Here is a 25,799-nt window from a genome sequence, read left to right as displayed (position 1 = left end):
TTCATCATGACAAGACTCGCCATTTCAGATTTCATTCCCAGCGGAATTGCCAATACTGAACGCACCGGCTGGCTGTCTTCTGACGCGAACATGGATGAAATCCAGCGTGCCAGCGCGTCGCTGACCGCCTCTGATCATGCAGAGGGCCTGCTTTACACCAGCCGGGCGGACACGCTGTTCCACATTGCGAACGACGCCGCCCTGCGCGCGTTTCAGTTCGTGGCGTCGGATACGAGTCGCCGCGCGATTGTCTACCATCCGGTCGAAGAGCAGCGCAAGCAGCTCAAGGCACTCATCGCCCAGGAGTCCGATTCCCGGATGGTTTGTCTTGACCGGCTGGACGACTTTGCAAACGTTGTCGCGGCATGGCAGTGCGACAAGGTTGCTGCGTACATCGATTGGGCCTTTTTCAGCCTCGATATTGTCGAAAAGATCTCCCGCTCCGCCAGGATCGACACGCTGATCGGCGGATTCGAAGAGAGCCGGTTTCCGGCCCGGCAGCTCTATCAGAAACTGAAGCCGTTCGCACGCACGTTTCGACTCTATAGCGTCGAGCGCCAGAACGTCATTCACTGGAACGAGGCGCAGGCAATCGACGTCAGCATCATTGTTCCTGCATACAACATTTCCGCTTACCTGCCGCAGTGCCTCGACTCGCTCGGAACGATCAGCGGGATTACGTCCGAAGTCCTGGTAATTGACGACGGCTCCAAGGACGACACTGCTGCGGTTGCGGCCGCTTATGCGGAAAAGTACTCCAACATCCGGCTGATTTCCCAGGTCAACGGTGGCTGTGCAGCGGCGCGCCAACGTGGCCTCGACGAGGCCCGCGGGACTTACATCGGGTTCGTCGACGGAGACGACTGGATAACGCCAGGCATGTTCGAGAAACTCGTCGGCGCGGCGATCGACACCGGCTCAGACGTCGCGCTGTGCGGCTACGTCGAGGAATACAGCGCCAGCGGCACGAGTCACGAAGTCGAGGAGCATTTCGGTTCGGCTCAACGCGCATTGTTTGACTGCTATCGCGTCGACCCCGATGAAGTCGTCCTTCATGCGCCCACGATCTGGCGCAAGATCTTCCGGAAGAACTTCCTGGACGTTCATGGTGTCCGCTTTCACACGGATATCAAGCGATTCGACGATCTGCTGTTCAACGCCGAAGTCCTGTTCTGCCGCCCGCACACCGTCGCCACCAGCGGCCATATGTACCACTACCGGCTCGAGCGCCCGGGCCAGACGGTCGGATTCAAGGATGAACGGCTGTTTGTCCATTTCGACATCTTCAAGGCACTGCACGATCGCGTGTCCGCACTCGGCACGCTTTCCGTGGAAAGGCTCTTCAAGCAAATACAAATCAGCACCCATTTCTGGGTTGATAGCCTGCTGGAAGACGAGTTGAAATCAAAATATCGTACGCAAGCAGCTAGCGATATTTTTTCGAACTTGCTGCTGCTCGGAAACGAGGACGTCTACAAGCTGGCCCAAGGCTTGTCGCAGGAAAAAGAAGCATTTACCCGCGCCATCAAGAAATAAGCCCCCAAAACGTTACAGGCGCAGCGTATCGTCTGTAACGTTTTGTATTTTTTTGTGTGTTGCATTGGCCACTCAGCTCCTTACAATAGGATAAAAATCGTCAGCAAAGAGGGCAAGCAGCATGCAACAACCGCACAAAAAGCGGATTGGGCAATATTTCAAAAATGCGATCACATCGCTTGTGCGCCGTCAACATCGTTTTGCGACACTTCAGAGTGAAGTGACTGCGATCAAACAGCAACTCACCGAGTACCAAGCTCAGGTAACTGCGTCGCTGAGGGATCAATCTGCCGGTCTCGATACATTGAGCGAGCGGCTCATGACGTCGATCGAAAATCCCCGTCCGAAACGGCTCTTTATTTCGACCGGTTTTTTTTCGACCACGATTGCCGCGACCATTGCCTTGCAGAGCGACGTCCGGTACGACGACTACCTCCTCATCCCGGTCGACCGCCAATCCGAAAGCCACAATATTCAATGGGCCTACCAGACGAATGATCGCTGGGTCGATGTCCAGTGTGTTTCTCACTCGGAATATTACAATTCGGACGACCATTGCGAACTGCCGTTTTCAAACATCGAGTTTGATTTCTTGTTTTCGCCATTCATCGAAATGGCCCAATTTTTGTCAAAAAAATTTCGCGCAAAGCAATATCATTATTTCGAAGAGGGCATCACGAGCTATCTTCAGATTTTGCGCGCCGCCCCTCATTCGCAGGAGACGTTGTTTTACGCACTGTCCCCGTCCCTGCTACGCAATGCCCCACTGATTACGACACCTGTCTCGGGAACGATATTCCGCGGAATATTCACGCGTAACAACGCGTCCTATCGTGTTCCGATATTCGAGAACCCTCGCAACATCCTGATTCTCGCTACCGGCGCTCCGCCGGATTATTCGGGCGATCCGCTTGCCCTCCTGTCGGTCTACGAACCGATGGCTCGGGCGATGATCGGCATCGGGGTCGATGTGTGGCTGCACCCCCACCCGCGGGTCCCACTCAAGGATGTCTTTGGCACGTCGGAACTGGCACGCATCGGTGTGCGGCTGATCGAAACCGATGCTCCGCTGGTGGAGTCGGTCATCGTGAACAATCGGGAAAGGATATTGGCGATCGTGTCGGTGTATTCGAGCCTGATCATGCACGCGCTCACCCTGTTCGGCATTCCCGCCTTCTCCGTGCATGCCGCCCCTCCGGACGAGAAGCAGGCATGGTGGAAAGCGATTCAGGACGCCGCGGTACCCGACGCGGAATGCATCCTGCATACGCCGCCCGAAGATTTACTGCAAATTGCCAACGCGTTCTACAACCAGAATATCGGATGGGCGCCGACTGCTTGAACATGCCGTTTCCCACAAGCCTCCGGACCTCCCGGTTCCGGTAGGCACCCGCGGCTTGCTTCATCACGCAACGCGGCTCAGTGCCGCACCCGTCTAGACTCAGTAGGATTCCTTGTAGACTGCCTGCAACGGGGGCACGTTGACCGGCTGATACTCCGCCACCCATTGTCGCAGGTCACGCCGCACCTCCTCGTCGCTCAACACACGATGCTGCATGAGCCACGGTAGCAATTCGTCCGGCAGCCCCTCCCGAACCTCCCGCGCCGCCGCGATCCGAAGCTTCGGATGGGGCGTCCGTGTCGTAGTTTCATCGCAGGCGAGCAATTCCTCATAGAGCTTCTCGCCGGGACGTAATCCCGTGAATTCGATGCGAATCTGGTCTTCCGTGAAGCCATACAGGCGGATCAGGTCTCGCGCAAGATCGACGATGCGTACCGGATCGCCCATATCGAGAATGAATATCTCGCCCCCCTGCCCCATGCTGGAGGCCTGCAACACGAGTTGCGCCGCCTCCGGGATCGTCATGAAGAATCGGGTGATCTCCGGATGGGTAACCGTCACGGGCCCGCCCTTCGAGATCTGCTGCTGAAACTTCGGGATCACGCTCCCGGCACTGCCCAACACATTGCCGAAGCGCACGGTCTCGAACTGCGTACGCTCGCTCGTCTGCTGGAGTGCCTGACAAACCATTTCGGCAAGCCGCTTGCTCGCACCCATCACGTTGGTCGGATTGACGGCCTTGTCGGTCGAGATCAGCACGAAGTGCTTGACCCCATAACGGATTGCCGTACGCGCCACCCGATACGTGCCCAGTACGTTGTTGCGCACCGCCTGCCATGCATTGTGCTCTTCCATCATGGGCACATGCTTGTATGCCGCAGCGTGAAACACGATGTGCGGCGTGTAGCGCGAAAACACCTGGTCGAGCAAAAGCGAATCCTTCGCGTCACCCACGATGGGGATAATCGGCAATCCCGGCCCGTGCTCGCGAAGCTCTTCGGTCAGGCGGTACATCGCGTATTCGGACAGGTCGAATGCGACGAGTTGCGCGGGTCCGAAGCGGACGATCTGCCGGCACAACTCCGATCCGATCGAACCACCCGCGCCGGTTACCATGACGACCCGGTTGCGCAGCAGCGCCTCGACGTGCGGCGTATCGATTCGTACCGGATCGCGACCGAGCAAATCCTCGAGATCGATGTGACGCACACGGGAAAGAAAACCCTGCCCCTGCGTGACTGGGGTCAGCGCGGGCAACACCATCGCCTTCACGCCTGCCCGGACGCACAGCGTGGCGATGCGGCGCCGCGTCTCGATCGACGCCGAAGGCATCGCAATGATGACGTTTTCGACCTTCATCGATGCGGCAATGGCCGACAGGTCCGCAATCGCTCCCAATACCTTGTAGCCGTAGATTTCGCGCCCACTCTTCACAGGGTCGTCATCGAGCAACCCGACCAAGCGCCATTCCGGCGATCGCTTCAGTTCGCGCGCGAGACTCGCACCGGCATTGCCCGCACCGAGCAACAGCACCGGCTTCCCCTGAGCGACAAGACCTCCGTATTGATAAAACTCCTTGGCCGTCCGGTATAACGCGCGGGCACCGCCCATCATCACGAACAGGAACAGCGGGAACAGAAACAGAACGGAGCGAGGAATGATCGGAACCGGCTGGAACAACACCGCCCCGACCATGATGAGGACGACGGCCGCACCGAGAGCCTTCGCGATGCGGACGAGATCCGGCAGGCTCGCGAACACCCACATGCCGCGATACAACCCGCCAAGCCTGAAGATGATAGCGTGCAACGGCAACACCCAGACAAGCGCACTGATGGCGCCATGCAGGAAATCGATCGGAACACTGCCGTTGAAGCGCACCACGTAGGCAAGCAACCACGCCGCCGCGACCGCACTGAGGTCGTAGGCAAACGCACTGAGCGATAGCCATGAGGCCTTGATTCGAATTATCGACATCCCATCACCTGAGCCATTTCGGTGGCCATCCAGATCTACGCGTACCGCCCGATTTGACGTTGCAGCCGTGCCTCACGTCGCAATACGTAGGCTCTCGTTCAAATCCTGACATTCCAGCTGTCGCGCCACGCCTTCAGCCAGCGGCGCAGCGAATCGATCCGCCCGTCCTTCGCCGCAACGAAGCCGTGCATTACGAGCGGCTTGACCAGGCGCCATTTTGGCGCCGTTCCATAATGACGAAAGACGGCCAGCTGATTGCGCAAATTGTAATAGTGTTTCATTCCGTACGGCCCGCTGCGCAACCGCCCGCCGGCAGGCCGCCGGTGATCGACCACTGCCGCGGGAGCGAGCCAGATCGACCAGCCGGCCCGGCCGAGGCGCAGCGAATACTCGGTATCGTCGTAGGCAAGAAAGAACGATGCATTCGGCAGGCCGACGGTTCGCACCGCGTCGGCGCTGACGAGAAAACCGACGAACGATCCGCAGTCGATACGCACTGACGCCGCGCGATACTCGGTTTCGCCGACGACTGGTTCATTCAGCGTAGCCGGATCGAACCGCCGCCGGTGCATCAGGGCAATCCCGCCGAACTCCATCACCGTCGAACAGATCGCGCCGACCCGCTCGTGAGCGAGTTGCCCGAGCGATATGAGCAACTGCTCGACCAGCGAGGGCGCCGCGATCGCATCGTCGTCGAGCAGCAGGATCCAGTCGGCGCCGACATCCAGTGCACGTTGCACGCCGGCGGCAAAACCGCCCGCGCCGCCGACGTTCTCGTCCAGCCTGAGTACGTCGACACCCTGTACTCGCTTCAGTACCTCGACCGTTTCGTCGCCGCTCGCGTTATCCACCACAATCAACGCGTCGATCACCCGCGTCTGCTCGCGCAGCGCGTCGATCGCGTCGATCAACAGCGCGGGTCGATTGTGGGTGACGACGACAGCGGCAATTTTCATTGCAACGGATCGACGAAGAATTGCGGCACTTCCGAACCGGCCGCGCGCGCGGCGAGGAACCCGTCGGCAGCTTCCAGCGCCTCCTGGATCGTCACGTGCATGTCGAGATAGCGATAGGTTCCGAGACGACCGACGAAACTCACGTTGCGCTCACCCTTTGCGAGGCCCACGTAGTGAGCGAGCATCGACTTTTCCTTCGCCAGGCGAATCGGATAGTACGGCACGTCGTCCTCGCCGCAAAAGCGGCTGTGTTCCTTGAAGATCAGCGTCCGCTCATGGGTTTCCCACGGCGCGAAATGCTTGTGTTCCGAAATGCGTGTCCAGGGCACGTCCACGTCGCAATAGTTGATCACGGCATTGCCCTGGTAGTCGCCGTCGTGACGCGATGCTTCGAAGTCGAGTGTCCGATAACCGAGACGGCCATCCTGAAAACCGAACCAGCCGTCGACCGGACCGCTGTAGAACACGTGATCGTAACCGGCTGCTTCCTTGCGGTCGAAACGCTGGTTCAGATGAACCTTGATGTTCGGGTGGTCGACCAGTTTCTCGACGATATAGGTATAGCCATTCTTCGGCATCCCCTGATACTTGCTGTTGTAGTAATTGTCGTCGTAGTTGAAGCGCACCGGCAGGCGCTTCAGGATGCTGGCCTGCAGCTCCGTCGGGTGCATACCCCATTGCTTCGTCGTGTAACCCAGGAAAAACGCTTCATAGAGATCGCGACCGACGAAGCGGAGTGCCTGCTCTTCGAAGTTCTTCGGATCGGTGATCGACTTGTCGCCGATCGACTCCAGGAACGCCTTCGCTTCGCTCGGCGACATCGCCTTGCCAAAGAACTGGTTGATCGTCAGCAGGTTGATCGGCAACGTGAATACACGCCCCTTCACGACCGCCTTGACGCGGTTGACGAACGGCATGAACTCATCGAACTCATTGACGAATTTCCACACGTGCTCCTGGCTCGTGTGAAAGATGTGCGGGCCGTAAGTGTGAACCATCACCCCGGTTTCCGGATCGCGATCGGAGTGGCAATTGCCGGCGAGATGCGAACGGCTATCGAACACATCGACCTGATAACCAGCACGTGCGAGCTTGTACGCGATAACCGCCCCGGTAAAACCGGCGCCTACGATTCCAACTTTTTGCACTTCGAACCCTCTGTCGAATGAATTAAATGTTCACAACATGCAACGCCGACGCCACGCCGTCGCCTTGGTAGACCTGTCACGGCATGTCGTGAAACATGGCGAATTCGCCTGCATTGTCCGCTCAACTCGCGGACGAAGAATGGGAAGAATGTAACGAAAGATGACCCTATGAACCATGGCCTAGACAGCCATCTCTCATCATGCGGGATCTCCCGAAACGCGACCGGCATGCAGCCGGCCGCGCCCGTCACATCATCAGGTCGCGCACCCAGAAGAGCCTGCGCTGCAGCGAGTTCGGCAAGCGACGCCAGAGCGCACGCGCGCCACGGTACATCAGGCCGCGGCGCAGGCCGGCATCCATGGTCGGCGCGGAAAGCGGGCGGCGCTCGATGACCGCCTCATACCAGAACGTCTTGCGCAGGTAATACCAGTAGAAGTGGGAAAGCGGCGCCATCGAGTTGTTCCACGGCTTCGCCTCGAATCCCGCGTAATGAACCATCTTCGGCGCAGAGAAGACTTCCCGTACCTTCGTCGCCAGGTTGGTGGTCAGGCCGGAGATCACGTCCATCGACACGTTGACGACGTTCCAGCCGAGGTCGAGAAATTTGACCTGTCCGACGAGGTGACGGTTGAGTACGTCCTGGTCGAGAAACCAGTAACGCTTGGAAATAAGGTCCTGATAGGCCCTTTCACGAATGTTCATGTCGCGAAAGCGTTGCAGGTCAATGACGATCAATCCAGCCTGGAAATAGTCATCCCCGCGCTCGCCCATCCCGAGCCAGTTCCGCAGGTATTCACCCGCGCGCGCGCCGCCCGCTTCCTTCATGGCCGGCACGCCCGTCGCCGCAAAGCTGCGCATGATGACGTCGGGCACTGCCGCGGCCGCATTACCCTCCAGATCCATATCGTACAGCGACGACAGATCGTCGAGGACGATGGTGTCCGCATCCACGTAGACGACGCGATCGTGGTTGGCGAGCAATTCGCCGAGACTGAGCCGATAGAAGGTCGCCGCGGAAAAATGCGCATGAACCGGAATGTCGGAGAACAGTTCGGCACATGCGATGAAAGTCAGACGCCCAGGCCCGCCTTCCCGGAACTGCCACTCGAGCAATCTGCGCTGCTCGGCCGGAATGCCGCCGTCGAGCACGATCAGGTCGAGCTGCCGGCCGGCCGCCAGATTGTCCTGCACCGACGCCATGAAAGCCGCCAGATGCGGGACAAAGTTGCCGTCCGACGCAGTGACGATGCTGACGGCTTCTCCGTCAAGCAGCGTCGGTGCGCGATATGGCGGCTTCTGATCCTTGACGAACACGCGCTCGAGTTCCACATGCGTGTCGGCCGATGCGAACTTGCGACGCGCGAACACGTTGAAAAGACGCTCGGACATATAGCCGAATACGCGTCGAGCCGCGACGGAATAGTTGGTCAGGTCGAGCCGGCGCTCCACTTCGAACAGGATCGCGAAGAGCCACGAGCAATACTCGTCGAACACATCGCGACGCAGCACGAAGATATTCGTGAAGTAGCCGTCGTGCCCCCGCATCACTTCATCGTAGTGGTCGAGATCGGCCGGATATAACTCACCGATCACGGCGCGCAGCACGTCGAGATCCTTCTCGAAGTGATGGTCCGCGTTCACGTAGTGGGCGTGCAGGCTCCGGCTGCCGGCATTGCGCACGCTCCACTTCTCCGGCAGCACCGCGAGCAGGCCCGGCTTCGACGCAATGGCCGCAGTAACCGCTTCGCCCGTCAGCCCGAGCGCGTCGATCGTTGCATCGTCGAGCGCGTCATAGTTCACGCAACCGTGCGCGTCCGGCTTATGGCGCGCACCGGTGAAGTCAAGCAGGCGGCGATAGTGCATCAACCCGACCCACTTCGCCCCGACGTCGTTCTTCCAGGCCCAGTAAAGCGCGGTGAGTTCGCAGAAGGTCTTGTTCTTGCCGGAAATGTGATCGCCGGTATCGTCGCGCAGCATGCCAAGATCCGTCGACGTCTGCGCCGCACCGACCTGGATCGGCAGGAAGCAGCCGTCGGTAAAGCTCGGGCCGGGCTTGTGGTGGCATACATAGATATGCACGGGGCTTGTGTTGTCAGACATATTGGATTGCATACGAAAATTGGAACGCGGTGCTGCCTGGATTCAACTGACGGATGAGCTCGCGCTGTTCGGCTGATCCACGGGCACCTCGGTCAGGGTCCCCTTTTCGAGAATGATTTTGCGGTTGCAGACCTTCCGCACCAGATCGGGCGAATGTGACGCCATCACGAGAATCGACGAACGCTCAACGAGTGAATTCAGGCGATTCGATGCCTTCTTGTTGAACGACTCGTCGCCGACGGAAAGCCATTCGTCCATCAACAGGATGTCCGGGTGGACGGCCGTGGACACCGCGAACGCGAGTCGCAGCGCCATCCCGCTCGAATACGTCCGGGTCGGCATGTTGAGATAGTCGCCCAACTCGCTGAACTCGGCGATCTCGTCGATTTTCTCCTCGATTTCGCGCGGCCGCAGGCCCATCACGACGCCACGGAGAAAGATGTTTTCGTAGCCCGTTGCCTCGGGATCCATGCCCAGAGACATGTCGAGCAGCGATCCGATACGCCCCTGCACGTCCAGCCGTCCGGAAATCGGCGCGTAGACCCCTGACAGCACGCGAAGCAGCGTTGTCTTGCCTGCCCCGTTGTGCCCGACAAGCGCGACGCGATCACCTGGATTGAACTGGAACGACGCGCCACTGACCGCGCGCACGACGACGTGCTTGCCGGCGTCGTGCGCAACGCGACCGCCGGTCGTCGCCCGCAACACTGCCTTCTTCAGTGATCGATGCGATGCGTTGAAGATCGGGAATTCGACAGTGATGTTTTCGGCACGAATATGTACGGAATCCATTCTTCCACTCATGATCAAAGCCAGTACGCAACACGGTGGCGGTACCGTGACAACAGGACGGATGCGGCCGCCGCCGTCACCGCGATAATGCAGGCGACCCACAGCCACGATGCGAGCGGCGGCACTTCACCCAGCAGCGGCTCGCGCACGATGTTCAGCAGATGCGTGGCCGGATTCAGTTCGACAAGCCACCCAAACTTGGCGCCAAGCGTCTTCGGCTGCCATAGAATCGGCGTCACATAGAAGCCGATCATGGTCAGATTCTGTACGACCGGCTGCAGGTCGCGAAAGCGCGTGCATGGAATCGCGACGCAAAGGGAAAGGAAGAAGATTGCAGTCGACGCAACCAGCAGCCCGGGGATCGCGATCAGCGCCGTCGGCGACCAGCCCGGCCCGACAAACGTGATGACCACGGCGACCACCAGGAAGTTGTGCGCAAAAATGATCAGGTTTCGGACCACGAGCCGCAAGATGAAAGACGGCAAAGGCAGGCGCGTCTGCTTCATCAACCCCTCGAACTGAATGAAGCCCGTGCACGCCTCGTTGATTTGCGCCGCGTAAAACGACCATATCACCTGCCCTGCCGCGTAGAACGGCAGATACTCGTGGATCTTCATGTTGAAGATCAGCGACCAGACCGCGCCAAGCGTCGCGATCATGATCCCGGTGCTCAGCGTCATCCAGAACGGCCCCAGCACCGAACGCCGGTAGCGCTGCTTGATGTCGTACCAGGCCAGCAAGCCCCAGAGCTGCGGGGCCTTCACCGTGTCGATGAGTTCATTCCTTCGATAATCGATATGATTCATGCTCTTTAGCTTTTCCAACTGCGATATCGCAACCTGATCGCCCGGGCGCCCGATGCGCCCGTCGCGAAACCTTGTCCCGACCGTTCCGCCACCACCTCCCGGAGCCCCGCCGAGAGACCGCACCCGGGCGGGATTATCCGCCGCCGCCCCGGTTCGTCTGCCGCTCGAAACGCTTCCACGCGGCGCCAACGCCGCACGCCGCCGCCAGCAATCCGGCGTACCAGAGCGCCACCCCCGCATATTGCAGCGCCGGCGCGACCCGCAACAACCCGATACCAAGCAGGCTGGCGGCCGCCATCAGCGCGTACCATAGCAGCATCGTGGCCCGATGCCCGAATCCCATCCGGGCCAGGCGCTGATAGCAGTGCTCACGGTGAGCCTCCCAGACTTTTTCGCGTCGGACAAGGCGCTTCGCGAGGGTCAGCGTGGCATCGCCAATGAACGGCGAGAACACCATCACGGGAAACCACAACGGCCATACGTGGTCAAGCCATCCCTGCACCCCGAGTGCCGCCGCCGCGAAACCCAGCGGAATCGATCCCGCATCACCAAGAAAGATTCGTGCGGGCGGAAAATTGAACACAAGGAAACCCAGTGCCGCGCCGGCCATTGCGGCACCGGCCAACGCGAGCCCCGGCGCGTGCCCGGCCGCGACCCACGCATAGGTTGCGAACCCGAACAACGCCATTCCGCCGGCCAGCCCGTCGAGGCCATCCATGAAGTTGTACAGGTTGGTCATCCATACCATCGCGACGCACAGCACGATTGCCGGCCACGCGGTGTCGAACACGTGCTGCGACCAGACGAACGCAACGGCCACCAGAAAATGCCCTGCGAACCGCACGGCCGCCGGCAACCCACGGCGATCGTCAACGAACGACAATGCGGCAAGCGCGACCACCCCCGTCATCGAAGGCGTGACGTCAAGCCCCCCGAAACCGCCGAACGCCAGTGTTGCCGCACATGCCGCCGGTATCAGGCCCCATCCGCCAACGCGCGGGACCGGCATCGAATGCATCGAACGCCAGTTCGGTGTGTCGACGGCGAGTCTCCACGCGAGCCGCGTCCTAAGCAGTGTCCACAACAGCCCCGCGCACAGTGCCACGGCCAGCATACCCGCGCCCCATACCGATACCAGCGCCGCCATGTTCACTGCGCCTCCGCGAGATGCTCCCGATAGGCTTGCGCCGTACGCGCCAACCCTTCTTCGGACGAATAAGCGGGACGCCATCCCAAGTCCGCCCCGATCGCGCCGGCGTCGACACGCAGCGGCTCGACGAGCCGCTCGATCATGGCGGTGCGGCCGGCAAGCCTGCCGCCCCATTTCAATACACTGATCGGGAAGCCAATCAGCCTTGCGGGTTGCTCGAGATGCCGCCCGAGCGCCGTGATCAGCTCGCTCACCGTCAACACCTCGGCATCCGCCACGTGATAAACCGGGCGCAGCGTACCATCCTGCTCGGCAAGGGCCAACAGCGCATCGGCGAGATTGCCGACGAATACCAGGCTCCGTGCCGCATTCGCGCGGCCGAGCGGAAGCGGCACACGACGCGATATCGCGGACATCAGCCGCTCGAAATTGCCGCCCACGCCAGGCCCGTAGACCAGCGGCGGCCGGACTGACGTACACCGCGCGCCATAACGCCCGGCCAATGCGTCCAACGCGACTTCCGCCTCATGCTTCGAAATGCCGTAGGCATCCGTCGGGTTTGCCTGATCGCTTTCACGCAACGGACGCCCGCGGTCGGACTCCCCCAGCGCCTTGATGCTGCTGATATTGAGAAAGCGCCGGCAGCCATGTCGAAAGGCTGACTCGGCAACGCGCAGAGCGCCGTCGACGTTCGTGGCACGATACGCGTCTAGCATCGTCGCCTCGTGCTGACCGAACTGATGCACACGCGCGGCCGCATGAATCACGGCATCGATCTCCCCGACCGGCCAGTTGCAGGCAACCGACGCGAAATCGGCCTCCGGCGATACCCATTCGAGCACATCGGGGGGACACGTCCCCGCACGCCGGACGAGCGCGATCACGTCATGTCGACGCTGTACTGCCGCCGCGCACACGGCTCGCCCAACGAAGCCGTTGGCACCGGTTACCAGAATGCGCATCAGAACCACCGCCATCCAAAACGGTTATAAAAACGGATCGCCGACGCCGCAAAAAGCTTCACGTGCAGCCACCCTTTTCGTGCGGCCCCGCCACCGAAATGAACGATCCTTACCTTTGCCGAATAAACGATGCGCGCAACCTTCGCCGTTCTCAGGCTCAGATCGTAATCCTCGAAATAAAGGAAATAACGTGGATCAAATCCACCGAGCGTATGGAGAACGCGGCTTCGATAAAACATGAAACAACCGCTGACGATGGGCGGATCCCATACTTCGTCGGCTGCGTCATATGCGTCGCGCATTTCGTAACGATCCAGTCGCCGCCCGAACAGGTTTCTGATCAAACGCGGCGCGAACCCTCTGAGCAGCAGGTCGAATACACTCGGGTAACGTCGGCACAGAAACTGCGTTTCGCCCCGGGAATCCCGCACCTCCGGAACGACCAGGCCGACATCCGGATGACGCATCATCAGATCGATCGCCACGGGCAGCGTATCCGCCTGCGAAATGACGTCCGGATTCAGTACGAGATGAAAATGACTGTCCCCTCGTTCAATCGCGAGATTGTGCCCGCGCCCATATCCGACGTTACCGTGCCCACGCAACACCACCAGTTCGACGCCTGCCTCGGCGAGTCGGGCCGACCAGGATGCCGGCACTTCCGTGCCGCCATTGTCGACCAGATACAGCTGCGCCAACGCGCCGCATCCCATCTGCTGCCGAACACGTTCCAGCGGTTCCATACCCGTCAGGACGGACATGAGGGTCCGCTCCAGCAGCACTGGATCCGGGCGAAAGGTAACGACTGAAATAGAAAGAAGAAACTGAGGTTGCGGTGAGCTAATCATCTAACAGAATGTGGTTGCACTGCCTTCGTTACTGCCACCCATCTGTCACGCGAATCCGCTGCGCAAGACCTCGCCAGGCCACAGTCCGGCGGAATGGTACTGAAGGCACGGCACGAAACAACTTTAAATTGTAAAAATTACGTCCGCTCGCCATACGCCCCTTCGACATGCCGGTCAGATCCCGCCCCACAATGAGCACGAAGGCGCTCCTCGCAGCCGTACGCGACCGGAAAGACCGTTCCGCAGCCCGCCTCGCCGAGCCGTGATTATAAGGGAGCGGTAATGCCGACGTGAACTTTCACCGAACAATTTGATACATCTTTGCACTCGGATCGACACGGTCAGTCGCGGCCGGACAATCCGTCCGGGCGCGTTTCCCGCGCCTCCTCCATGACCATGCCCAGCACGTCACGCCAGTCCGGCACGTGCAATCCGAAGGTCTCCTCGAAGCGTGACGTCGAGAGCCTGGAATTGGCCGGCCGACGCGCCACGGCCGGGTAGCTGGCCGCCGGAACGGGGCTGACGATCGGCCGCTCCGGCAGCGCGGCCTCATCGAAAATGGCCTGCGCGAATCCGTACCACGACGTGCTGCCGCCTGCGGTCAAATGGTAGCACCCCTTTTTTTCTCGCCACCATGCGTCCCGCAAGTCCGCTGCCCGTGGCACCTGCGCCAGCACGTGCGCCGTCATCGCCGCGATCGTGCCGCTCCACGTCGGCGCACCGAATTGGTCGTTCACCACCGAGAGCGTGCCGCGATCACGGCCGAGGCGCAGCATTGTACGCAGGAAATTGGTGCCACGCAGCCCGTAGACCCAGCTCGTTCGCAGAATCAAATAATCGCCGTCGACCTGGGAAACGGCCGCTTCTCCCTCGAGCTTGCCGTGCCCGTACGCATTGACGGGATTCGCGGGATCGGTTTCGATGTAAGGCCGCTCAAGCTCCCCGTCGAAGACATAATCCGTCGAATAGTGCACGATTGCCGCGCCTATGCGCCGTGCTTCTTCCGCCAGTATCGCGGGCGCCTCTGCATTGATCGACCGCGCCAGCACATGCTCCGTCTCGGCTCGGTCGACTGCGGTGTATGCGGCGGCATTGACGATGATCGATGGTGCCACGTCACGCACCACCGATCGAATCTGCGCCTGGTTCGTCAGATCGAGCGTCTGCCGGCCAACGCCAACGACTCGCCCGAGCCCCTGCAACGAGCGCTTGAGCGCAAAGCCGACCTGACCGTTATCCCCCGTCAACAAAATGATCGGGCACGCGTTGTCCGTCATCTGCAACCCCGGTTAGTCGTAAACGTCCGCATCGCACAGCCGGCTACCCCGTGCGTCTTTGTCGGCAAGCACGGGCTCCCCTTCGCACGGCCAGGAAATATCGACCGATTGATCGTTCCAGACGAGGCATCGCTCGTGTTCCGCATGCCAGTAGTCCGTCGTCTTGTACAGGAACTCCGCGCTTTCGGACAGAACGAGAAAACCGTGTGCGAATCCCGGCGGAATCCACACTTGTCGCCGGTTCTCAGCGCTGAGGTGCACGCCGCACCATTTTCCGAAATCGCGCGAACTGCGCCGCAGGTCGACCGCTACGTCAAAGACTTCACCTTGAATGACGCGCACGAGCTTGCCCTGCGGGTGTTTGATTTGATAGTGAAGCCCCCGCAAGACGCCGCGCGAGGAAAAGGAATGATTATCCTGGACGAACGTCACGCCAGCGACAACATTCCTGCCGAACTCGCTTGCGTTGAAGCTCTCGTAGAAGAACCCTCTCGCGTCGCCGAATACCTGCGGCTCGATGATCTTCACATCGGGCAGCGCGGCGGACGTTACTGTGATCGCCATATCGCCCTGTCCATCAGAATATTCTTGAGGTAAAGGCCGTAGCCGCTCTTCGACAGCGGCTCCGCCAGTTTCGCCAACTGCTCGCCATCGATCCACCGATTGCGATACGCGATTTCCTCCGGGCACGCCACCATCAGCCCTTGCCGCTTTTGCAGCGTCGAGATGAAGGTGGCCGCTTCGATCAGCGAATCGTGGGTTCCGGTGTCGAGCCAGGCGTAGCCGCGCCCCATGATCTCGACGTTCAGCCGCCCTGCCTTGAGGTATCGCGAGTTGACGTCCGTAATTTCGAGTTCGCCGCGCGCCGAAGGCTTGATCTCTGCAGCGATATCGCACACGTCGTTGTCATAGAAATACAAGCCCGTCACCGCGTAATTCGAGCGCGGCTTCACGGGCTTCTCCTCAATCGACAACGCGTGATAGTTCGCATCGAATTCGACGACACCATAGCGATGCGGATCGCTCACGTGATAGGCGAACACGGTCCCGCCATCAGCACGGAGATTCGCAGCCGCGAGACGATGAGCGAGATCGTGGCCATAGAAAATGTTGTCGCCGAGAATCAGCGCGCAGGGATCATGGCCGACGAACTCGCGACCGATGACGAACGCCTGCGCAAGTCCGTCGGGCGACGGCTGCACCGCATAACTCAGGTTCATCCCCCACTGGGCGCCATCCCCCAACAACATCTCGAAGCGCGGTGTATCGGCGGGCGTCGAGATAATCAACACGTCGCGAATCCCCGCCAGCATCAATGTTGTCAGCGGATAATAGATCATCGGCTTGTCATACACCGGCAGCAGTTGCTTCGAGATCGCCTGCGTGATCGGATACAGCCTCGTGCCCGATCCGCCAGCGAGGATGATGCCCTTGCGTTTCATCAATCGCCTCCCGATGATTCACTCATAATGCCTGTCGATCCATTGACGATACACACCGCTCGTGACGCCCTCAGTCCACGCTGCATGGTCGAGATACCAACGCACCGTCTTCGCCAGCCCCGACTCGAACGTTTCTGCCGGCCGCCAGCCGAGTTCGCGCTCGATGCGCGTCGCGTCGATCGCGTACCGGCGGTCATGTCCGGGGCGATCCTTCACGTAGGCAATCTGGTCCGCATACGACGCGCCCCCAGGGCTCGGACGCAGCGTATCGAGCAATGCGCAGATCGTTTGCACGACGTCGATGTTCGCCTTTTCGTTCCAGCCGCCGATATTGTAGGTTTCGCCCGGCGTTCCATGCGCAAGAACGGCACGGATCGCCGCGCAATGATCTCCCACATACAGCCAGTCGCGCACGTTCCGGCCATCGCCGTAAACCGGTAGCGCCTTCCCGGCCAGCGCGTTGAGGATCATCAGCGGAATCAGCTTCTCGGGAAACTGATAAGGACCGTAATTGTTCGAGCAGTTCGTCGTCAGCGTCGGCAATCCATAGGTGTGGTGCCATGCCCGCACGAAATGATCGGATGCAGCCTTGCTCGCAGAATACGGGCTGTTGGGCGCATAAGGCGTCTGCTCATTGAAGGCGGGATCCGTCGCGTCGAGCGAGCCGAACACTTCGTCAGTCGACACATGCAGGAAGCGAAACGCATCGCGCGCGCCCGCCGTCAGCGAGCGCCAGTATGTCGTGGCCGCCTCGAGCAGCTCAAACGTGCCGACGACGTTCGTCCGCAGGAAATCGCCCGGGCCGTGAATCGAACGGTCGACATGACTCTCTGCGGCGAAGTGCAGCACCGCCCGCGGACGATACTGCGCAAACAAACCGTCCAGGAGCGAACGGTCGCAAATGTCGCCACGCACGAATACGTGGCGCGCATCATGCGCGAGCGGCGCGAGCGTCTCCGCATTGCCGGCGTAGGTCAGCTTGTCGAGATTCAGCACGGGTTCGTCGTTCATCCCGAGCCAATCCAGCACGAAATTGCTGCCGATGAAGCCGGCCCCGCCAGTGATCAATATCATTCGCTCGTTTCCTTAGGTTGTCGACAGGCTGCCCCGACCCTCAGCGTGCCCGGTATGCGCCGCGCGCGCGCAGGTACGCGTCGAACTCCGCGCCGACTTCCGCGTGCCGCAGCGCGAATTCGACCGTCGCCTTCAGGTAGCCGAGCTTGCTGCCGCAGTCGTAGCGCGTGCCCTGGTACTTGTAGGCCAGCACTTGCTCGTCGGCGAGCAGCGCCTGGATCGCGTCGGTGAGCTGCAGCTCGCCGCCCGCGCCGGGCTTCAGCGCGCGCAGGTGCTCGAAGATCCGCGGCTTCAGGATGTAGCGGCCGACCACGCCGAGGTTCGACGGCGCGACTTCCGGCGCCGGCTTCTCGATGATCGCCGACATCTTGACGATCGACTCTTCCCACTCCTTGCCGTCGATGATCCCGTACGACTTCGTCTCCGACGGGGGGATCTCTTCGACGCCGATCACCGAGCTGTGATAGTGGTCGAACACGTCGACCATCTGCTTCATCACGGGCGGGTTGCCGTCGAGCAGGTCGTCGGCGAGGATCACCGCGAACGGGTTGTCGGCCACGAGCTTTTCCGCGCACAGCACCGCATGACCGAGACCGAGCGCTTCCGGCTGGCGCACGTAGAAGCAGTCGACATGGCTCGGCTTGATGCTGCGCACGAGTTCGAGCAGCTTTGCCTTGCCGCGCGCCTCGAGTTCGGCCTCGACTTCGTACGACTTGTCGAAGTGGTCCTCGATCGCGCGCTTGCTGCGCCCGGTGACGAAGATCATCTCGGTGATGCCGGCGGCGATCGCTTCCTCGACTGCGTACTGGATCAGCGGCTTGTCGACGACCGGCAGCATTTCCTTCGGACTTGCCTTCGTTGCCGGGAGGAACCGCGTGCCGAGACCGGCAACGGGAAAAACGGCTTTGGTAACTTTTAACATCGGGAGATAGTTAGAATCTGCACATCGAATTGGCGCAGATTATATGCGCAAAAAATCACGGTGCCGCCGCGTTCGTCGGGAACGAATGCTCCAAGCACAGCGCGCATTTGCTTCACCATTACGTCGCTTGCTATTGTCATCGTCCTTATTTCGTCAGCCGACGGCACGCAACCGGAAACCGTCACGCATGAGTACGTCCCTTCGAATTGCCGCCCCACTCGCCTTTGGCGACCTGCAGGGTTGCTATACCCCGTTTCGATCGCTTCTCGCGCAATTGAATCCCGACCCCGACACGCCGCTGTGGTTCTGCGGCGACGTCGTCAACCGCGGCCCCGACTCCCTCGCCGCGCTGCGAGCGCTCGTCGACCTCGGCCCGCGCGCGACCGTCGTGCTCGGCAATCACGACCTCCACCTGCTTGCGGTCTCCGCCGGCCTGCGCACCGAACGCCCGGGCGACACGATCGGCGAGATCCTCGACGCACCCGACGCCGACGCGCTGCTCGACTGGGTCCGCCACCGCCCGTTCGTGCATGCGGAGAACGGGATGCTGCTCGTGCATGCGGGCGTGCTGCCACAGTGGGATGCCACGCTCGTGCTGGAGCTCGCCGACGAACTCCAGCGCGCGCTGCGCGCCCCCGACTGGCGCGACACGCTTCAAGGCCTGTACGGCAACGAACCGAACCAATGGAACCCGAACCTAAAGAAACGCGACCGGATGCGCGTTGCGTTCAACGCCTTCACGCGCGTGCGCTTCTGCACGCCCGACGGTGCGATGGAATTCAAGGCGAACGGCGGCCCCGACAGCGCGCCGCCTGGCTACCTGCCGTGGTTCGACGTACCGGGGCGCCGCACGGAGGACGTGACGGTCGTGTTCGGCCACTGGGCCGCGCTCGGCCTGATGCTGCGCGAGAACGTCGTTGCGCTCGATTCGGGGTGTGTGTGGGGTAACCAGCTGTCGGCCGTGCGGCTGACGGCCGATCCGGCGCAGCGCACGGTCACGCAGGTGCAGTGCGAAGCGTGCCGCGCGCCGGGCGGTGAGTGATCAAAGGCTGATTCGCGCCGCCGGAAAGCGCTTCAGCCCTCGCGCCCCGGCACGGGCGCATCGGCCGCCTCGCTGCCTGCCGCTGCGGCGCCAACCTCGGTCGCCGGATACGCATGCTTCTGCAATTCCGCAAGCGACTCGGCCGTCGGCTTGCCGACCTTGGCCTGTAGCGTCGCGAGCGCAGCCGCGATCGCATCGCGCGCCGCGGCGGACGTCGCCCGCCGGTCGCCGCCCGGCGCGATCGGTTCGCACACGTACAGGTGCGCGGTGATCGGGCCACCGCGCAACACCATGTCGAGCGACTTGCCAAGCGCCAACTCGCCCGTGTAGGCAGGCGCAACCGACTGCCGCCGCTGCGCATCCTCGTACATCAGGCAGATCGGCTGCACCGCACAGCCGGCCGATACCGCGGCCTGGAACAGGTTCGCATGGAACGGCAGCAGTTCCTGCCCGTCGGTCGTCGTCCCTTCCGGAAATACGCACATCAGCCCGCCGTTGCGCAGGCGCTCCGCCATCTCGTGCATGACCCGCATCGCCTCGGTGCGCTTCTCGCGCTGCAGGAACACGGTGTCGAGCTTTTCGGCGAGCCAGCCGACGACCGGCCACTGCCGCACCTCGGCCTTCGACACGAACGGCGTCGGCCGCCACGCGTTGACCGTGTAGATGTCGAGCCAGGACACGTGATTGCCGACCACGAGCGCGCTCGCGTCGAGCCGTGCGCCGTCGTTATGGACGACGAGGCGCATCCCGCAGATCCGCAGCAGCTTGAGCGACCAGCGGCGCGTCATCTCGGCACGCCGCGCGGGCGTGACATGCGAAAAACGCAGCGCGACGATCGCCATGCCGCGCAACAGGTGAAAGACGAGACGCAGCTTGCGAAGGGCAATCATGGCGAAAGTCCGGCGTGGTTCAGGGGCGCTCGAACGCGATCTGCCCGGCGACGAGCGTCGTGCGCACGCAGGCGGGCAGTTCGTAGCCGAGGAACGGCGAGTTGTGGCCCTGGCTCTTCAGCGCACGCGGCTCGACGCGCCAGTGCGCGCGCGGGTCGAACACGCACAGGTCGGCCGCGCCGCCTTCGGTGAGGCGGCCGGCCGGCAGCTTCAGCACATCGGCCGGTGCGGAGGTGATGCGGCGCAGCGCCTGCGCGAGCGGCGTACGCGTCTCGTCCGCCCACTTCAGCGTCAGCGACAGCAGCAGTTCGAGCCCCGTCGCACCCGGCGTCGCTTCGCCGAACGGCAGCAGTTTCTCGTCGTCGTCGACCGGCGTGTGGTCGGAGCAGATCGCGTCGATCGTGCCGTCGGCGAGTGCCACGCGAATCGCTTCGCGATCGCGCTCGCTGCGCAGCGGCGGATCGAGCCGGAACTGCGAATCGAAGTAGCCGATGTCGACGTCGATCAGGTGCACGTGATTGACGCCGACGTCGCAGGTCACGGGCAGCCCCTCGGCCTTCGCCTCGCGCACGAGCGCGAGGCCAGCCGCCGACGACAGCCGCGCGAGGTGCACGCGCGCGCCCGTCACGCGCATCAGTTCGAAAATCGTGTGCAGCGCGATCGTCTCGGCCGCGACCGGCACGCCGGACAGCCCGAGCCGCGACGCCAGCGCACCGCTCGCGGCGACACCGCCGCGGCCGATGAATGCGTCTTGCGGGCGCAGCCACGTGGTGTAGCCGTAGGTGCTCGCGTACTGCAGCGCACGCAGCAGCACCTGCGTATCGCGCACCGGCACGTTGGCGTGCGTGAAGCCGACGCAACCGGACTCGGTCAGCGCGACCATCTCGGTGATCACTTCACCCTTGAGACCGACCGTCAGCGCGCCGAGCGGATGCACGTTCGCCTGGTGCAGGTTGCGCGCGCGGAACTTGAGCATCTCGACGAGGCCCGGCTCGTCGAGCACGGGGTCGGTATCCGGCGGGCACACGAGGGTCGTGACACCGCCCGCGACGGCCGCGGCCATCTCGGACGCGAGCGTCGCCTTGTGCTCGTAGCCGGGCTCGCGCAGCCGCGCGCACAGGTCGACGAGGCCGGGCGCGACGATCAGGCCCGATGCGTCGATCGTCCGGTCCGCGTTGAAACCGGCCGGCGCCGTGCCGAGCGCGGCGATCTTGCCCGCCGCGACGAATACGTCGGCCTGCTGCTCGGTGCCGGCGACCGGGTCGATCAGCGTGCCGCCTTTGATATGAATCTTCATGCGCTGTCTGTGAATGCGTTGATTGCGTGAATAAGGATGCGCGAAAGCGGGCTCAGTCGCTGTTGCCTGCGACGATGCCCATCACGGCCATCCGCACGGCGATGCCGAACGTGACCTGGTTGAGGATCACCGACTGCGGGCCATCGGCGACCTGCGAATCGATCTCGACGCCCCGGTTCATCGGGCCCGGGTGCATCACGATCGCGTCGGGCGCGGCGAGCGCGAGGCGCTCGGGCGTCAGGCCCCAGGTCTTGAAGTATTCCTGTGCCGACGGCAACAGCGCGCCGCTCATCCGTTCGTTCTGCAGGCGCAGCATGATGATCACGTCGACGCCCTTCAGCCCTTCGTCGAGGTTGTGGAACACCTTCACCCCCATCTGCTCGAGCCCGCCCGGCAGCAGCGTGCGCGGGCCGATCGCGCGCACTTCCGGCACGCCGAGCGTGGTGAGCGCGTGAATGTCGGAGCGCGCGACACGCGAATGCAGGATGTCGCCGACGATCGCCACGCGCAGCTTCGTGAAGTCGCGCTTGTAGTGACGGATCGTGTACATGTCGAGCAGGCCCTGCGTCGGGTGCGCGTGGCGGCCGTCGCCGGCGTTGATCACGTGCACGTGCGGCGCGCAGTGCTCGGCAATCAGGTACGGTGCGCCGCTCGACGCGTGACGCACGACGAACAGGTCGGCATGCATCGCCGACAGGTTGTTGATCGTGTCGAGCAGCGATTCGCCCTTGCTCGTCGACGACGCGTTGATGTTCAGGTTCAGCACGTCGGCCGACAGGCGCGTCGCGGCGATCTCGAAGGTCGTGCGCGTGCGCGTCGAGTTCTCGAAGAACAGGTTGAACACGGACTTGCCGCGCAGCAGCGGCACCTTCTTCACTTCACGGTCCGTCACGCTGACGAACTGCTCGGCCGTATCGAGGATGTGGTTGACGATCGAGCGCGGCAGGCCCTCGATCGACAGCAGGTGCTTCAGCTCGCCGTTTTTCGTGAGCTGCGGGTTGCCCTTCAGGAAGCCGTAGCGGAACCGGTCGGGGCTCGCGGCCGCAGCGGGATTGCCGGTGCGGCCAGTGGTGTCGGTGGTCATGATGTGCGTGATTCCAACTATGCAAACGGGCCGCGGTGCAAACCAGCGGCCCGGGATACGGTTCGCGTGTCGTTCAGGCGCCGGCCGCCTCGGCGCGCAGCGTGAACTGCGCATCGTCGCGCGCGAGCACGAGCGTCGCGCCGGCCGGCACGTCAAGCGCGCCGCCGGCGAAGCGCGCGGCGACCGGCAATTCGCGGCCGCCGCGATCGGCGAGCACCGCGAGCTCGACCGCGGCCGGACGGCCGTAGTCGAACAGCTCGTTGAGCGCCGCGCGCACGGTGCGCCCGGTGTACAGCACGTCGTCGACGAGCACGATGCGCGCGCCGTCGACCTCGAACGGCAGCGACGTCGGGCTGGCCTGGCTGTGCAGCCCCTTCTTCGCGTAATCGTCGCGGTGCAGCGCGACGTTCACGACGCCGAACGCCGGCGCGCCAAGATCGCGCGCGAGGCGCTCGGCGAGCCATGCGCCGCCGCTGTAAATCCCGGCGAGCCGCGGGCCGCCCGGTTCGGCGAAAGCCGTGCCGTATGCGGCGCGGATCTGGTCGAGCAGGTCGCGGTAAAGCGCCTCGGCGTCAATGGTGCTCATGGTCGGACAATTGATCGAGATACTGTTGAAGGATGACGCGCGCCGCCTCGGCATCGAGCATCTCGGCCCGGGCGCGGCCGCGCACGTTGCGCTCGCGCAGCCCGGCCTCGGCCTCGACCGACGAATAGCGCTCGTCGACCCACGTGACGGGCAGCCCGAAGCGGCCGTTCAGCTGATTGCCGAAGCGTTTCGCCTGCTGCGTCATGTCGTGCGGCGTGCCGTCAGGGTGCATCGGCAGGCCGACGACGAGCGCGTCCGGCCGCCATTCGGCCAGCAGGTCGCCGACCGCCTTGAAGCGGTGTTCGCGGTTCAGGTTCTGGATCACGACGAGCGCACGGGCCGAGCGCGTCAGCGCATTGCCGATCGCGACGCCGATACGCTTTTCGCCGTAGTCGAACGCGAGGAGCGTCGCATCGCGCGCGCTCGCGCCACTCATGCGTGCCCTGCTTCGCCGGACAGCATCGACGAACTGACGCCGAGCAGGCCGAGTGCGGCTTCGAAGCGCTCTTCGGCCGGCGTATCGAACACGATGCGCGGATCGGCGGCCACGGTCAGCCAGCCGTTGCGGGAAATTTCTTCCTCGAGCTGCCCTGCCCCCCAGCCCGCATGGCCGAGCGTCAGCAGGAAGCGCTTCGGGCCGGTGCCCGTCGCGACCGCCTCGAGCACGTCCTTCGACGTGGTCATCTCCAGCCCGCCCTCGACCGACATCGACGAGTTGTAGCTCGCGCCCTCCACCGGCTCGTGCAGCACGAAACCGCGCTCGGTCTGGACCGGGCCGCCGAAGTACACCGGGATGTGCAACAGCGGCTCGATGTCGAGCTTCAGGTCGATGCGGTTGAACAACGATTCGAGATCGATGTCGGTAGGACGATTGATGACGAGGCCGAGCGCACCGCGCTCGCTGTGATCGCAAAGATAGACCACCGTTCCCGAGAACGTCGGATCGGCCATGTTCGGCATGGCGATCAGGAACTGGTTGGTGAGATTGATGCGATCGGAAGGCTTTGACATGGTTTGAATTTTAGCAAAGACGCCGCGGCCTGACCGAGCCGCGATCAACAAGCAACGCCGCACCGCGCTGGCAACGGCGCGCACGGATCACACGGCACTCTAACACGCGCGCGGGCGCTGTCGGGAGCGTGTTGCGGGCCCGCGCGGCAAGGGCCGCCGCCGTGCGTTCGCCCCCTCGTTCGTCAGGCCCGGCCGAGCGCCGCGCCGAGCGCGCCGGACACCGCAGTGAGGTCCGGCGGCGCAACGCCGGCGGCAATCTTCAGCAGCGCCGCGCGCAGCATGTCGGACGCGTGGCCGTGTGCATCGAGGCCGCCGTCGGCGAGCGGCACGCCGTGCGCCGCACGCCGCCACGCCAGGCCGAGCGTGTCGGCCAGAAGCGCCGCGTGACCGAGCCCGAGCGCGCATGCGGCTGCGCCGACCCGGTAGGCCGCGCCGGACGCATGCCATGCGGCACCCGCGTCGGCCCCGGCCGGATCGGCCGCGAGGTCGGCCATCGACGCATCGGCCGTCTGCAGGAAATCCTCATAGGCATGCGCATTGACCGTCACGACGCCGAGTGCGCGAGTCGGCGCGGCGGCGACCGCATCGTGCTCGGCCCGGGCGGCATCGGCCTCCCACAGCGCTTCGGACGCGGGCGTGCCGGCAACGTGCCAGTCGACCGTGAGCCCGTAGTCGTGCAGCACGTCGACGAGCGCGACATCCTCGGCCGCGGCGCCGAACAGCGCGAAATCGCGCCACAGCAGCGCCACCGTCTCGCGCACGAGTTCGGGCGGCGCACTGCGCCGGCCCTGCGCGTGCTCGCCGAGCAGCAGGTTCATCCGCGCGAGAAAGCGCTTCAGCTCGGGCGCGCCGCTGGCACGCAGCGCACACACGCACGCGGCCGCGAGCCGCCAGAAATCGTATGGATCGTCATCGACGAGTGCGGCCAGCACCGCCTCGAGTTCGTCGAGTGCCGCATCGGGCGTGCGATGTTCCGCACGCAGCACGCCAAGCAGCGCCTGTTCGTAGCGGGCACGAATCCGGGTCGCGAACGCATCGGGCAGCGCGCGCAGCGTGGCCGGCGGCACCGCGCGGCCGACGAGCGCGAGCGCGTCGAGCGGCGCGTTGGCGCGCAGGTCGGCGGCGCTTTGCGCGCGCAATGCACGGAAATGTTCGAAGAGAACGGGCGAGCAGGCGAGCTCGCGCAGGTTGTGACGTGCGACGGCCGCGCGGAAATCGCGCAGCGCGGCACGCCAGCCGGCCGAAGTCGGCTCGACGGCGACGAACGGCACGGCGGCCGACAACTGCCCCGCGAAACGCGCGGCCGGCAGCCAGCCGGCTTCCGCCAGCACGGCCGCCGCAGCGGACAGCGGCGCGGCCGCGTCGTCGCGATGCTCGAAAGCGTCGGCGGCCGCCGCAAGCCATGCGTCGGCCGCCCGCACGGCCCCGCCGCGCGGGTTGGGCAATGCGTCAGGGTGGGGAACGTTCGCCGGTTCGGGCCTCATGGACGCGCGCGCCTGTCATCGTCAAGTTGCTCGCGCGAACCTCGACGCGCGAGCGCCGGGCCGATGCGAGGC

At 63.1% G+C, this 25,799-nt stretch carries 24 protein-coding genes; 3 read left to right on the top strand and 21 right to left on the bottom strand.

Annotated elements, in window-relative coordinates; all coding sequences use genetic code 11:
• The first annotated feature begins 6 nt into the window (after positions 1–6).
• Positions 7–1,536 carry a glycosyltransferase gene (locus HWX36_RS07440; protein ID WP_175951533.1) on the top strand — a complete coding sequence of 510 codons (1,530 nt, stop codon included), beginning with the start codon at positions 7–9 and terminating at the stop codon, positions 1,534–1,536.
• A gap of 121 nt (positions 1,537–1,657) precedes the next feature.
• Positions 1,658–2,878 carry a hypothetical protein gene (locus tag HWX36_RS07435; RefSeq protein WP_175951532.1) on the top strand — a complete coding sequence of 407 codons (1,221 nt, stop codon included), beginning with the start codon at positions 1,658–1,660 and terminating at the stop codon, positions 2,876–2,878.
• 99 nt (positions 2,879–2,977) lie between these two features.
• Here HWX36_RS07435 and HWX36_RS07430 read toward each other — a convergent pair whose 3' ends face one another.
• The 14 genes from HWX36_RS07430 to galU all read right to left on the bottom strand — a co-directional run bounded on the left by HWX36_RS07430 (position 2,978) and on the right by galU (position 18,333).
• A complete protein-coding gene (locus HWX36_RS07430) occupies positions 2,978–4,849 on the bottom strand; it encodes a nucleoside-diphosphate sugar epimerase/dehydratase (protein ID WP_175951824.1) in 1,872 nt (623 codons plus the stop codon).
• Between the two features lie 104 nt (positions 4,850–4,953).
• Positions 4,954–5,811: a glycosyltransferase gene (locus HWX36_RS07425; protein ID WP_175951531.1), complete on the bottom strand. Its 858-nt coding sequence runs from the start codon at positions 5,809–5,811 to the stop codon at positions 4,954–4,956.
• Positions 5,808–6,959: a UDP-galactopyranose mutase gene (glf, locus tag HWX36_RS07420; RefSeq protein WP_175951530.1), complete on the bottom strand. Its 1,152-nt coding sequence runs from the start codon at positions 6,957–6,959 to the stop codon at positions 5,808–5,810. The genes HWX36_RS07425 and glf overlap by 4 nt, the downstream gene beginning before the upstream one ends.
• A gap of 247 nt (positions 6,960–7,206) precedes the next feature.
• Entirely contained in the window at positions 7,207–9,060 is a 1,854-nt protein-coding gene (locus HWX36_RS07415) for a DUF4422 domain-containing protein (RefSeq protein ID WP_175951529.1), read from the bottom strand.
• A 42-nt stretch (positions 9,061–9,102) separates the two neighbouring features.
• On the bottom strand, positions 9,103–9,852 hold the full coding sequence (locus HWX36_RS07410) for an ABC transporter ATP-binding protein (protein ID WP_175951823.1): 750 nt from the start codon (positions 9,850–9,852) through the stop codon (positions 9,103–9,105).
• 14 nt (positions 9,853–9,866) lie between these two features.
• The gene (locus HWX36_RS07405; protein WP_175951528.1) at positions 9,867–10,658 is read right to left on the bottom strand and encodes an ABC transporter permease; all 792 of its coding nucleotides are present in this window, start codon (positions 10,656–10,658) and stop codon (positions 9,867–9,869) included.
• Between the two features lie 133 nt (positions 10,659–10,791).
• A complete protein-coding gene (locus HWX36_RS07400; protein ID WP_175951527.1) occupies positions 10,792–11,805 on the bottom strand; it encodes a glycosyltransferase family 4 protein in 1,014 nt (337 codons plus the stop codon).
• Between the two features lie 2 nt (positions 11,806–11,807).
• Positions 11,808–12,773, bottom strand: coding sequence for an NAD-dependent epimerase/dehydratase family protein (locus tag HWX36_RS07395; protein WP_175951822.1), 966 nt, complete (start codon positions 12,771–12,773; stop codon positions 11,808–11,810).
• Entirely contained in the window at positions 12,770–13,582 is an 813-nt protein-coding gene (locus HWX36_RS07390) for a glycosyltransferase (RefSeq protein ID WP_244136343.1), read from the bottom strand. The genes HWX36_RS07395 and HWX36_RS07390 overlap by 4 nt, the downstream gene beginning before the upstream one ends.
• A 377-nt stretch (positions 13,583–13,959) precedes the next feature.
• On the bottom strand, positions 13,960–14,895 hold the full coding sequence (gene rfbD / locus HWX36_RS07385) for a dTDP-4-dehydrorhamnose reductase (RefSeq protein ID WP_175951525.1): 936 nt from the start codon (positions 14,893–14,895) through the stop codon (positions 13,960–13,962).
• A 12-nt stretch (positions 14,896–14,907) separates the two neighbouring features.
• Complete coding sequence (gene rfbC, locus HWX36_RS07380) at positions 14,908–15,459, bottom strand: dTDP-4-dehydrorhamnose 3,5-epimerase (protein ID WP_175951524.1); 552 nt, start codon at positions 15,457–15,459, stop codon at positions 14,908–14,910.
• Positions 15,444–16,337, bottom strand: coding sequence for a glucose-1-phosphate thymidylyltransferase RfbA (gene rfbA, locus HWX36_RS07375; RefSeq protein ID WP_175951523.1), 894 nt, complete (start codon positions 16,335–16,337; stop codon positions 15,444–15,446). The genes rfbC and rfbA overlap by 16 nt, the downstream gene beginning before the upstream one ends.
• A gap of 18 nt (positions 16,338–16,355) precedes the next feature.
• Complete coding sequence (rfbB, locus tag HWX36_RS07370) at positions 16,356–17,411, bottom strand: dTDP-glucose 4,6-dehydratase (protein ID WP_175951522.1); 1,056 nt, start codon at positions 17,409–17,411, stop codon at positions 16,356–16,358.
• A gap of 40 nt (positions 17,412–17,451) precedes the next feature.
• Positions 17,452–18,333 (bottom strand): UTP--glucose-1-phosphate uridylyltransferase GalU, encoded by an 882-nt coding sequence (gene galU / locus HWX36_RS07365; protein ID WP_175951521.1) that lies wholly within the window; start codon positions 18,331–18,333, stop codon positions 17,452–17,454.
• A 187-nt stretch (positions 18,334–18,520) separates the two neighbouring features.
• Between galU and HWX36_RS07360 the strand changes: the two genes are divergently transcribed.
• A complete protein-coding gene (locus HWX36_RS07360; RefSeq protein WP_175951520.1) occupies positions 18,521–19,375 on the top strand; it encodes a symmetrical bis(5'-nucleosyl)-tetraphosphatase in 855 nt (284 codons plus the stop codon).
• A 32-nt stretch (positions 19,376–19,407) separates the two neighbouring features.
• Here the strand turns inward: HWX36_RS07360 and HWX36_RS07355 are convergent, their stop codons facing one another.
• The 7 genes from HWX36_RS07355 to HWX36_RS07325 form a co-directional block, all read right to left on the bottom strand.
• Positions 19,408–20,265 (bottom strand): lysophospholipid acyltransferase family protein, encoded by an 858-nt coding sequence (locus tag HWX36_RS07355; protein WP_175951519.1) that lies wholly within the window; start codon positions 20,263–20,265, stop codon positions 19,408–19,410.
• A gap of 19 nt (positions 20,266–20,284) precedes the next feature.
• Positions 20,285–21,562 (bottom strand): dihydroorotase, encoded by a 1,278-nt coding sequence (locus HWX36_RS07350; RefSeq protein WP_175951518.1) that lies wholly within the window; start codon positions 21,560–21,562, stop codon positions 20,285–20,287.
• Between the two features lie 52 nt (positions 21,563–21,614).
• Positions 21,615–22,646 (bottom strand): aspartate carbamoyltransferase catalytic subunit, encoded by a 1,032-nt coding sequence (locus HWX36_RS07345; RefSeq protein WP_006476735.1) that lies wholly within the window; start codon positions 22,644–22,646, stop codon positions 21,615–21,617.
• 73 nt (positions 22,647–22,719) lie between these two features.
• Entirely contained in the window at positions 22,720–23,232 is a 513-nt protein-coding gene (gene pyrR, locus HWX36_RS07340; protein ID WP_175951517.1) for a bifunctional pyr operon transcriptional regulator/uracil phosphoribosyltransferase PyrR, read from the bottom strand.
• Complete coding sequence (gene ruvX, locus HWX36_RS07335) at positions 23,219–23,668, bottom strand: Holliday junction resolvase RuvX (RefSeq protein ID WP_027788201.1); 450 nt, start codon at positions 23,666–23,668, stop codon at positions 23,219–23,221. Before ruvX ends, pyrR begins: the two co-directional genes overlap by 14 nt.
• Positions 23,665–24,243: a YqgE/AlgH family protein gene (locus HWX36_RS07330; protein WP_011351143.1), complete on the bottom strand. Its 579-nt coding sequence runs from the start codon at positions 24,241–24,243 to the stop codon at positions 23,665–23,667. Before HWX36_RS07330 ends, ruvX begins: the two co-directional genes overlap by 4 nt.
• 182 nt (positions 24,244–24,425) lie before the next feature.
• Complete coding sequence (locus HWX36_RS07325; RefSeq protein WP_175951516.1) at positions 24,426–25,727, bottom strand: hypothetical protein; 1,302 nt, start codon at positions 25,725–25,727, stop codon at positions 24,426–24,428.
• Between the last annotated feature and the right edge of the window lie 72 nt (positions 25,728–25,799).

This window comes from Burkholderia sp. BCC0405 (assembly GCF_902833075.1).
Lineage (GTDB): Bacteria > Pseudomonadota > Gammaproteobacteria > Burkholderiales > Burkholderiaceae > Burkholderia.
Note: the sequence above shows the minus strand (reverse complement) of the source record. Positions and strands in the feature narration are given on the sequence as shown.

What these genes read in the sequence shown, in the direction of transcription:
- HWX36_RS07440 (WP_175951533.1), top strand. Translation starts at nt 7, where the DNA reads ATGACAAGACTCGCCATTTCAGATTTCATTCCCAGCGGAATTGCCAAT.
- HWX36_RS07435 (WP_175951532.1), top strand. Translation starts at nt 1,658, where the DNA reads ATGCAACAACCGCACAAAAAGCGGATTGGGCAATATTTCAAAAATGCG.
- HWX36_RS07425 (WP_175951531.1), bottom strand. Translation starts at nt 5,811, where the DNA reads ATGAAAATTGCCGCTGTCGTCGTCACCCACAATCGACCCGCGCTGTTG.
- HWX36_RS07415 (WP_175951529.1), bottom strand. Translation starts at nt 9,060, where the DNA reads ATGTCTGACAACACAAGCCCCGTGCATATCTATGTATGCCACCACAAG.
- HWX36_RS07410 (WP_175951823.1), bottom strand. Translation starts at nt 9,852, where the DNA reads ATGGATTCCGTACATATTCGTGCCGAAAACATCACTGTCGAATTCCCG.
- HWX36_RS07405 (WP_175951528.1), bottom strand. Translation starts at nt 10,658, where the DNA reads ATGAATCATATCGATTATCGAAGGAATGAACTCATCGACACGGTGAAG.
- HWX36_RS07400 (WP_175951527.1), bottom strand. Translation starts at nt 11,805, where the DNA reads ATGGCGGCGCTGGTATCGGTATGGGGCGCGGGTATGCTGGCCGTGGCA.
- rfbD (WP_175951525.1), bottom strand. Translation starts at nt 14,895, where the DNA reads ATGACGGACAACGCGTGCCCGATCATTTTGTTGACGGGGGATAACGGT.
- rfbC (WP_175951524.1), bottom strand. Translation starts at nt 15,459, where the DNA reads ATGGCGATCACAGTAACGTCCGCCGCGCTGCCCGATGTGAAGATCATC.
- rfbA (WP_175951523.1), bottom strand. Translation starts at nt 16,337, where the DNA reads ATGAAACGCAAGGGCATCATCCTCGCTGGCGGATCGGGCACGAGGCTG.
- rfbB (WP_175951522.1), bottom strand. Translation starts at nt 17,411, where the DNA reads ATGATATTGATCACTGGCGGGGCCGGCTTCATCGGCAGCAATTTCGTG.
- galU (WP_175951521.1), bottom strand. Translation starts at nt 18,333, where the DNA reads ATGTTAAAAGTTACCAAAGCCGTTTTTCCCGTTGCCGGTCTCGGCACG.
- HWX36_RS07360 (WP_175951520.1), top strand. Translation starts at nt 18,521, where the DNA reads ATGAGTACGTCCCTTCGAATTGCCGCCCCACTCGCCTTTGGCGACCTG.
- HWX36_RS07355 (WP_175951519.1), bottom strand. Translation starts at nt 20,265, where the DNA reads ATGATTGCCCTTCGCAAGCTGCGTCTCGTCTTTCACCTGTTGCGCGGC.
- HWX36_RS07350 (WP_175951518.1), bottom strand. Translation starts at nt 21,562, where the DNA reads ATGAAGATTCATATCAAAGGCGGCACGCTGATCGACCCGGTCGCCGGC.
- HWX36_RS07345 (WP_006476735.1), bottom strand. Translation starts at nt 22,646, where the DNA reads ATGACCACCGACACCACTGGCCGCACCGGCAATCCCGCTGCGGCCGCG.
- pyrR (WP_175951517.1), bottom strand. Translation starts at nt 23,232, where the DNA reads ATGAGCACCATTGACGCCGAGGCGCTTTACCGCGACCTGCTCGACCAG.
- ruvX (WP_027788201.1), bottom strand. Translation starts at nt 23,668, where the DNA reads ATGAGTGGCGCGAGCGCGCGCGATGCGACGCTCCTCGCGTTCGACTAC.
- HWX36_RS07330 (WP_011351143.1), bottom strand. Translation starts at nt 24,243, where the DNA reads ATGTCAAAGCCTTCCGATCGCATCAATCTCACCAACCAGTTCCTGATC.
- HWX36_RS07325 (WP_175951516.1), bottom strand. Translation starts at nt 25,727, where the DNA reads ATGAGGCCCGAACCGGCGAACGTTCCCCACCCTGACGCATTGCCCAAC.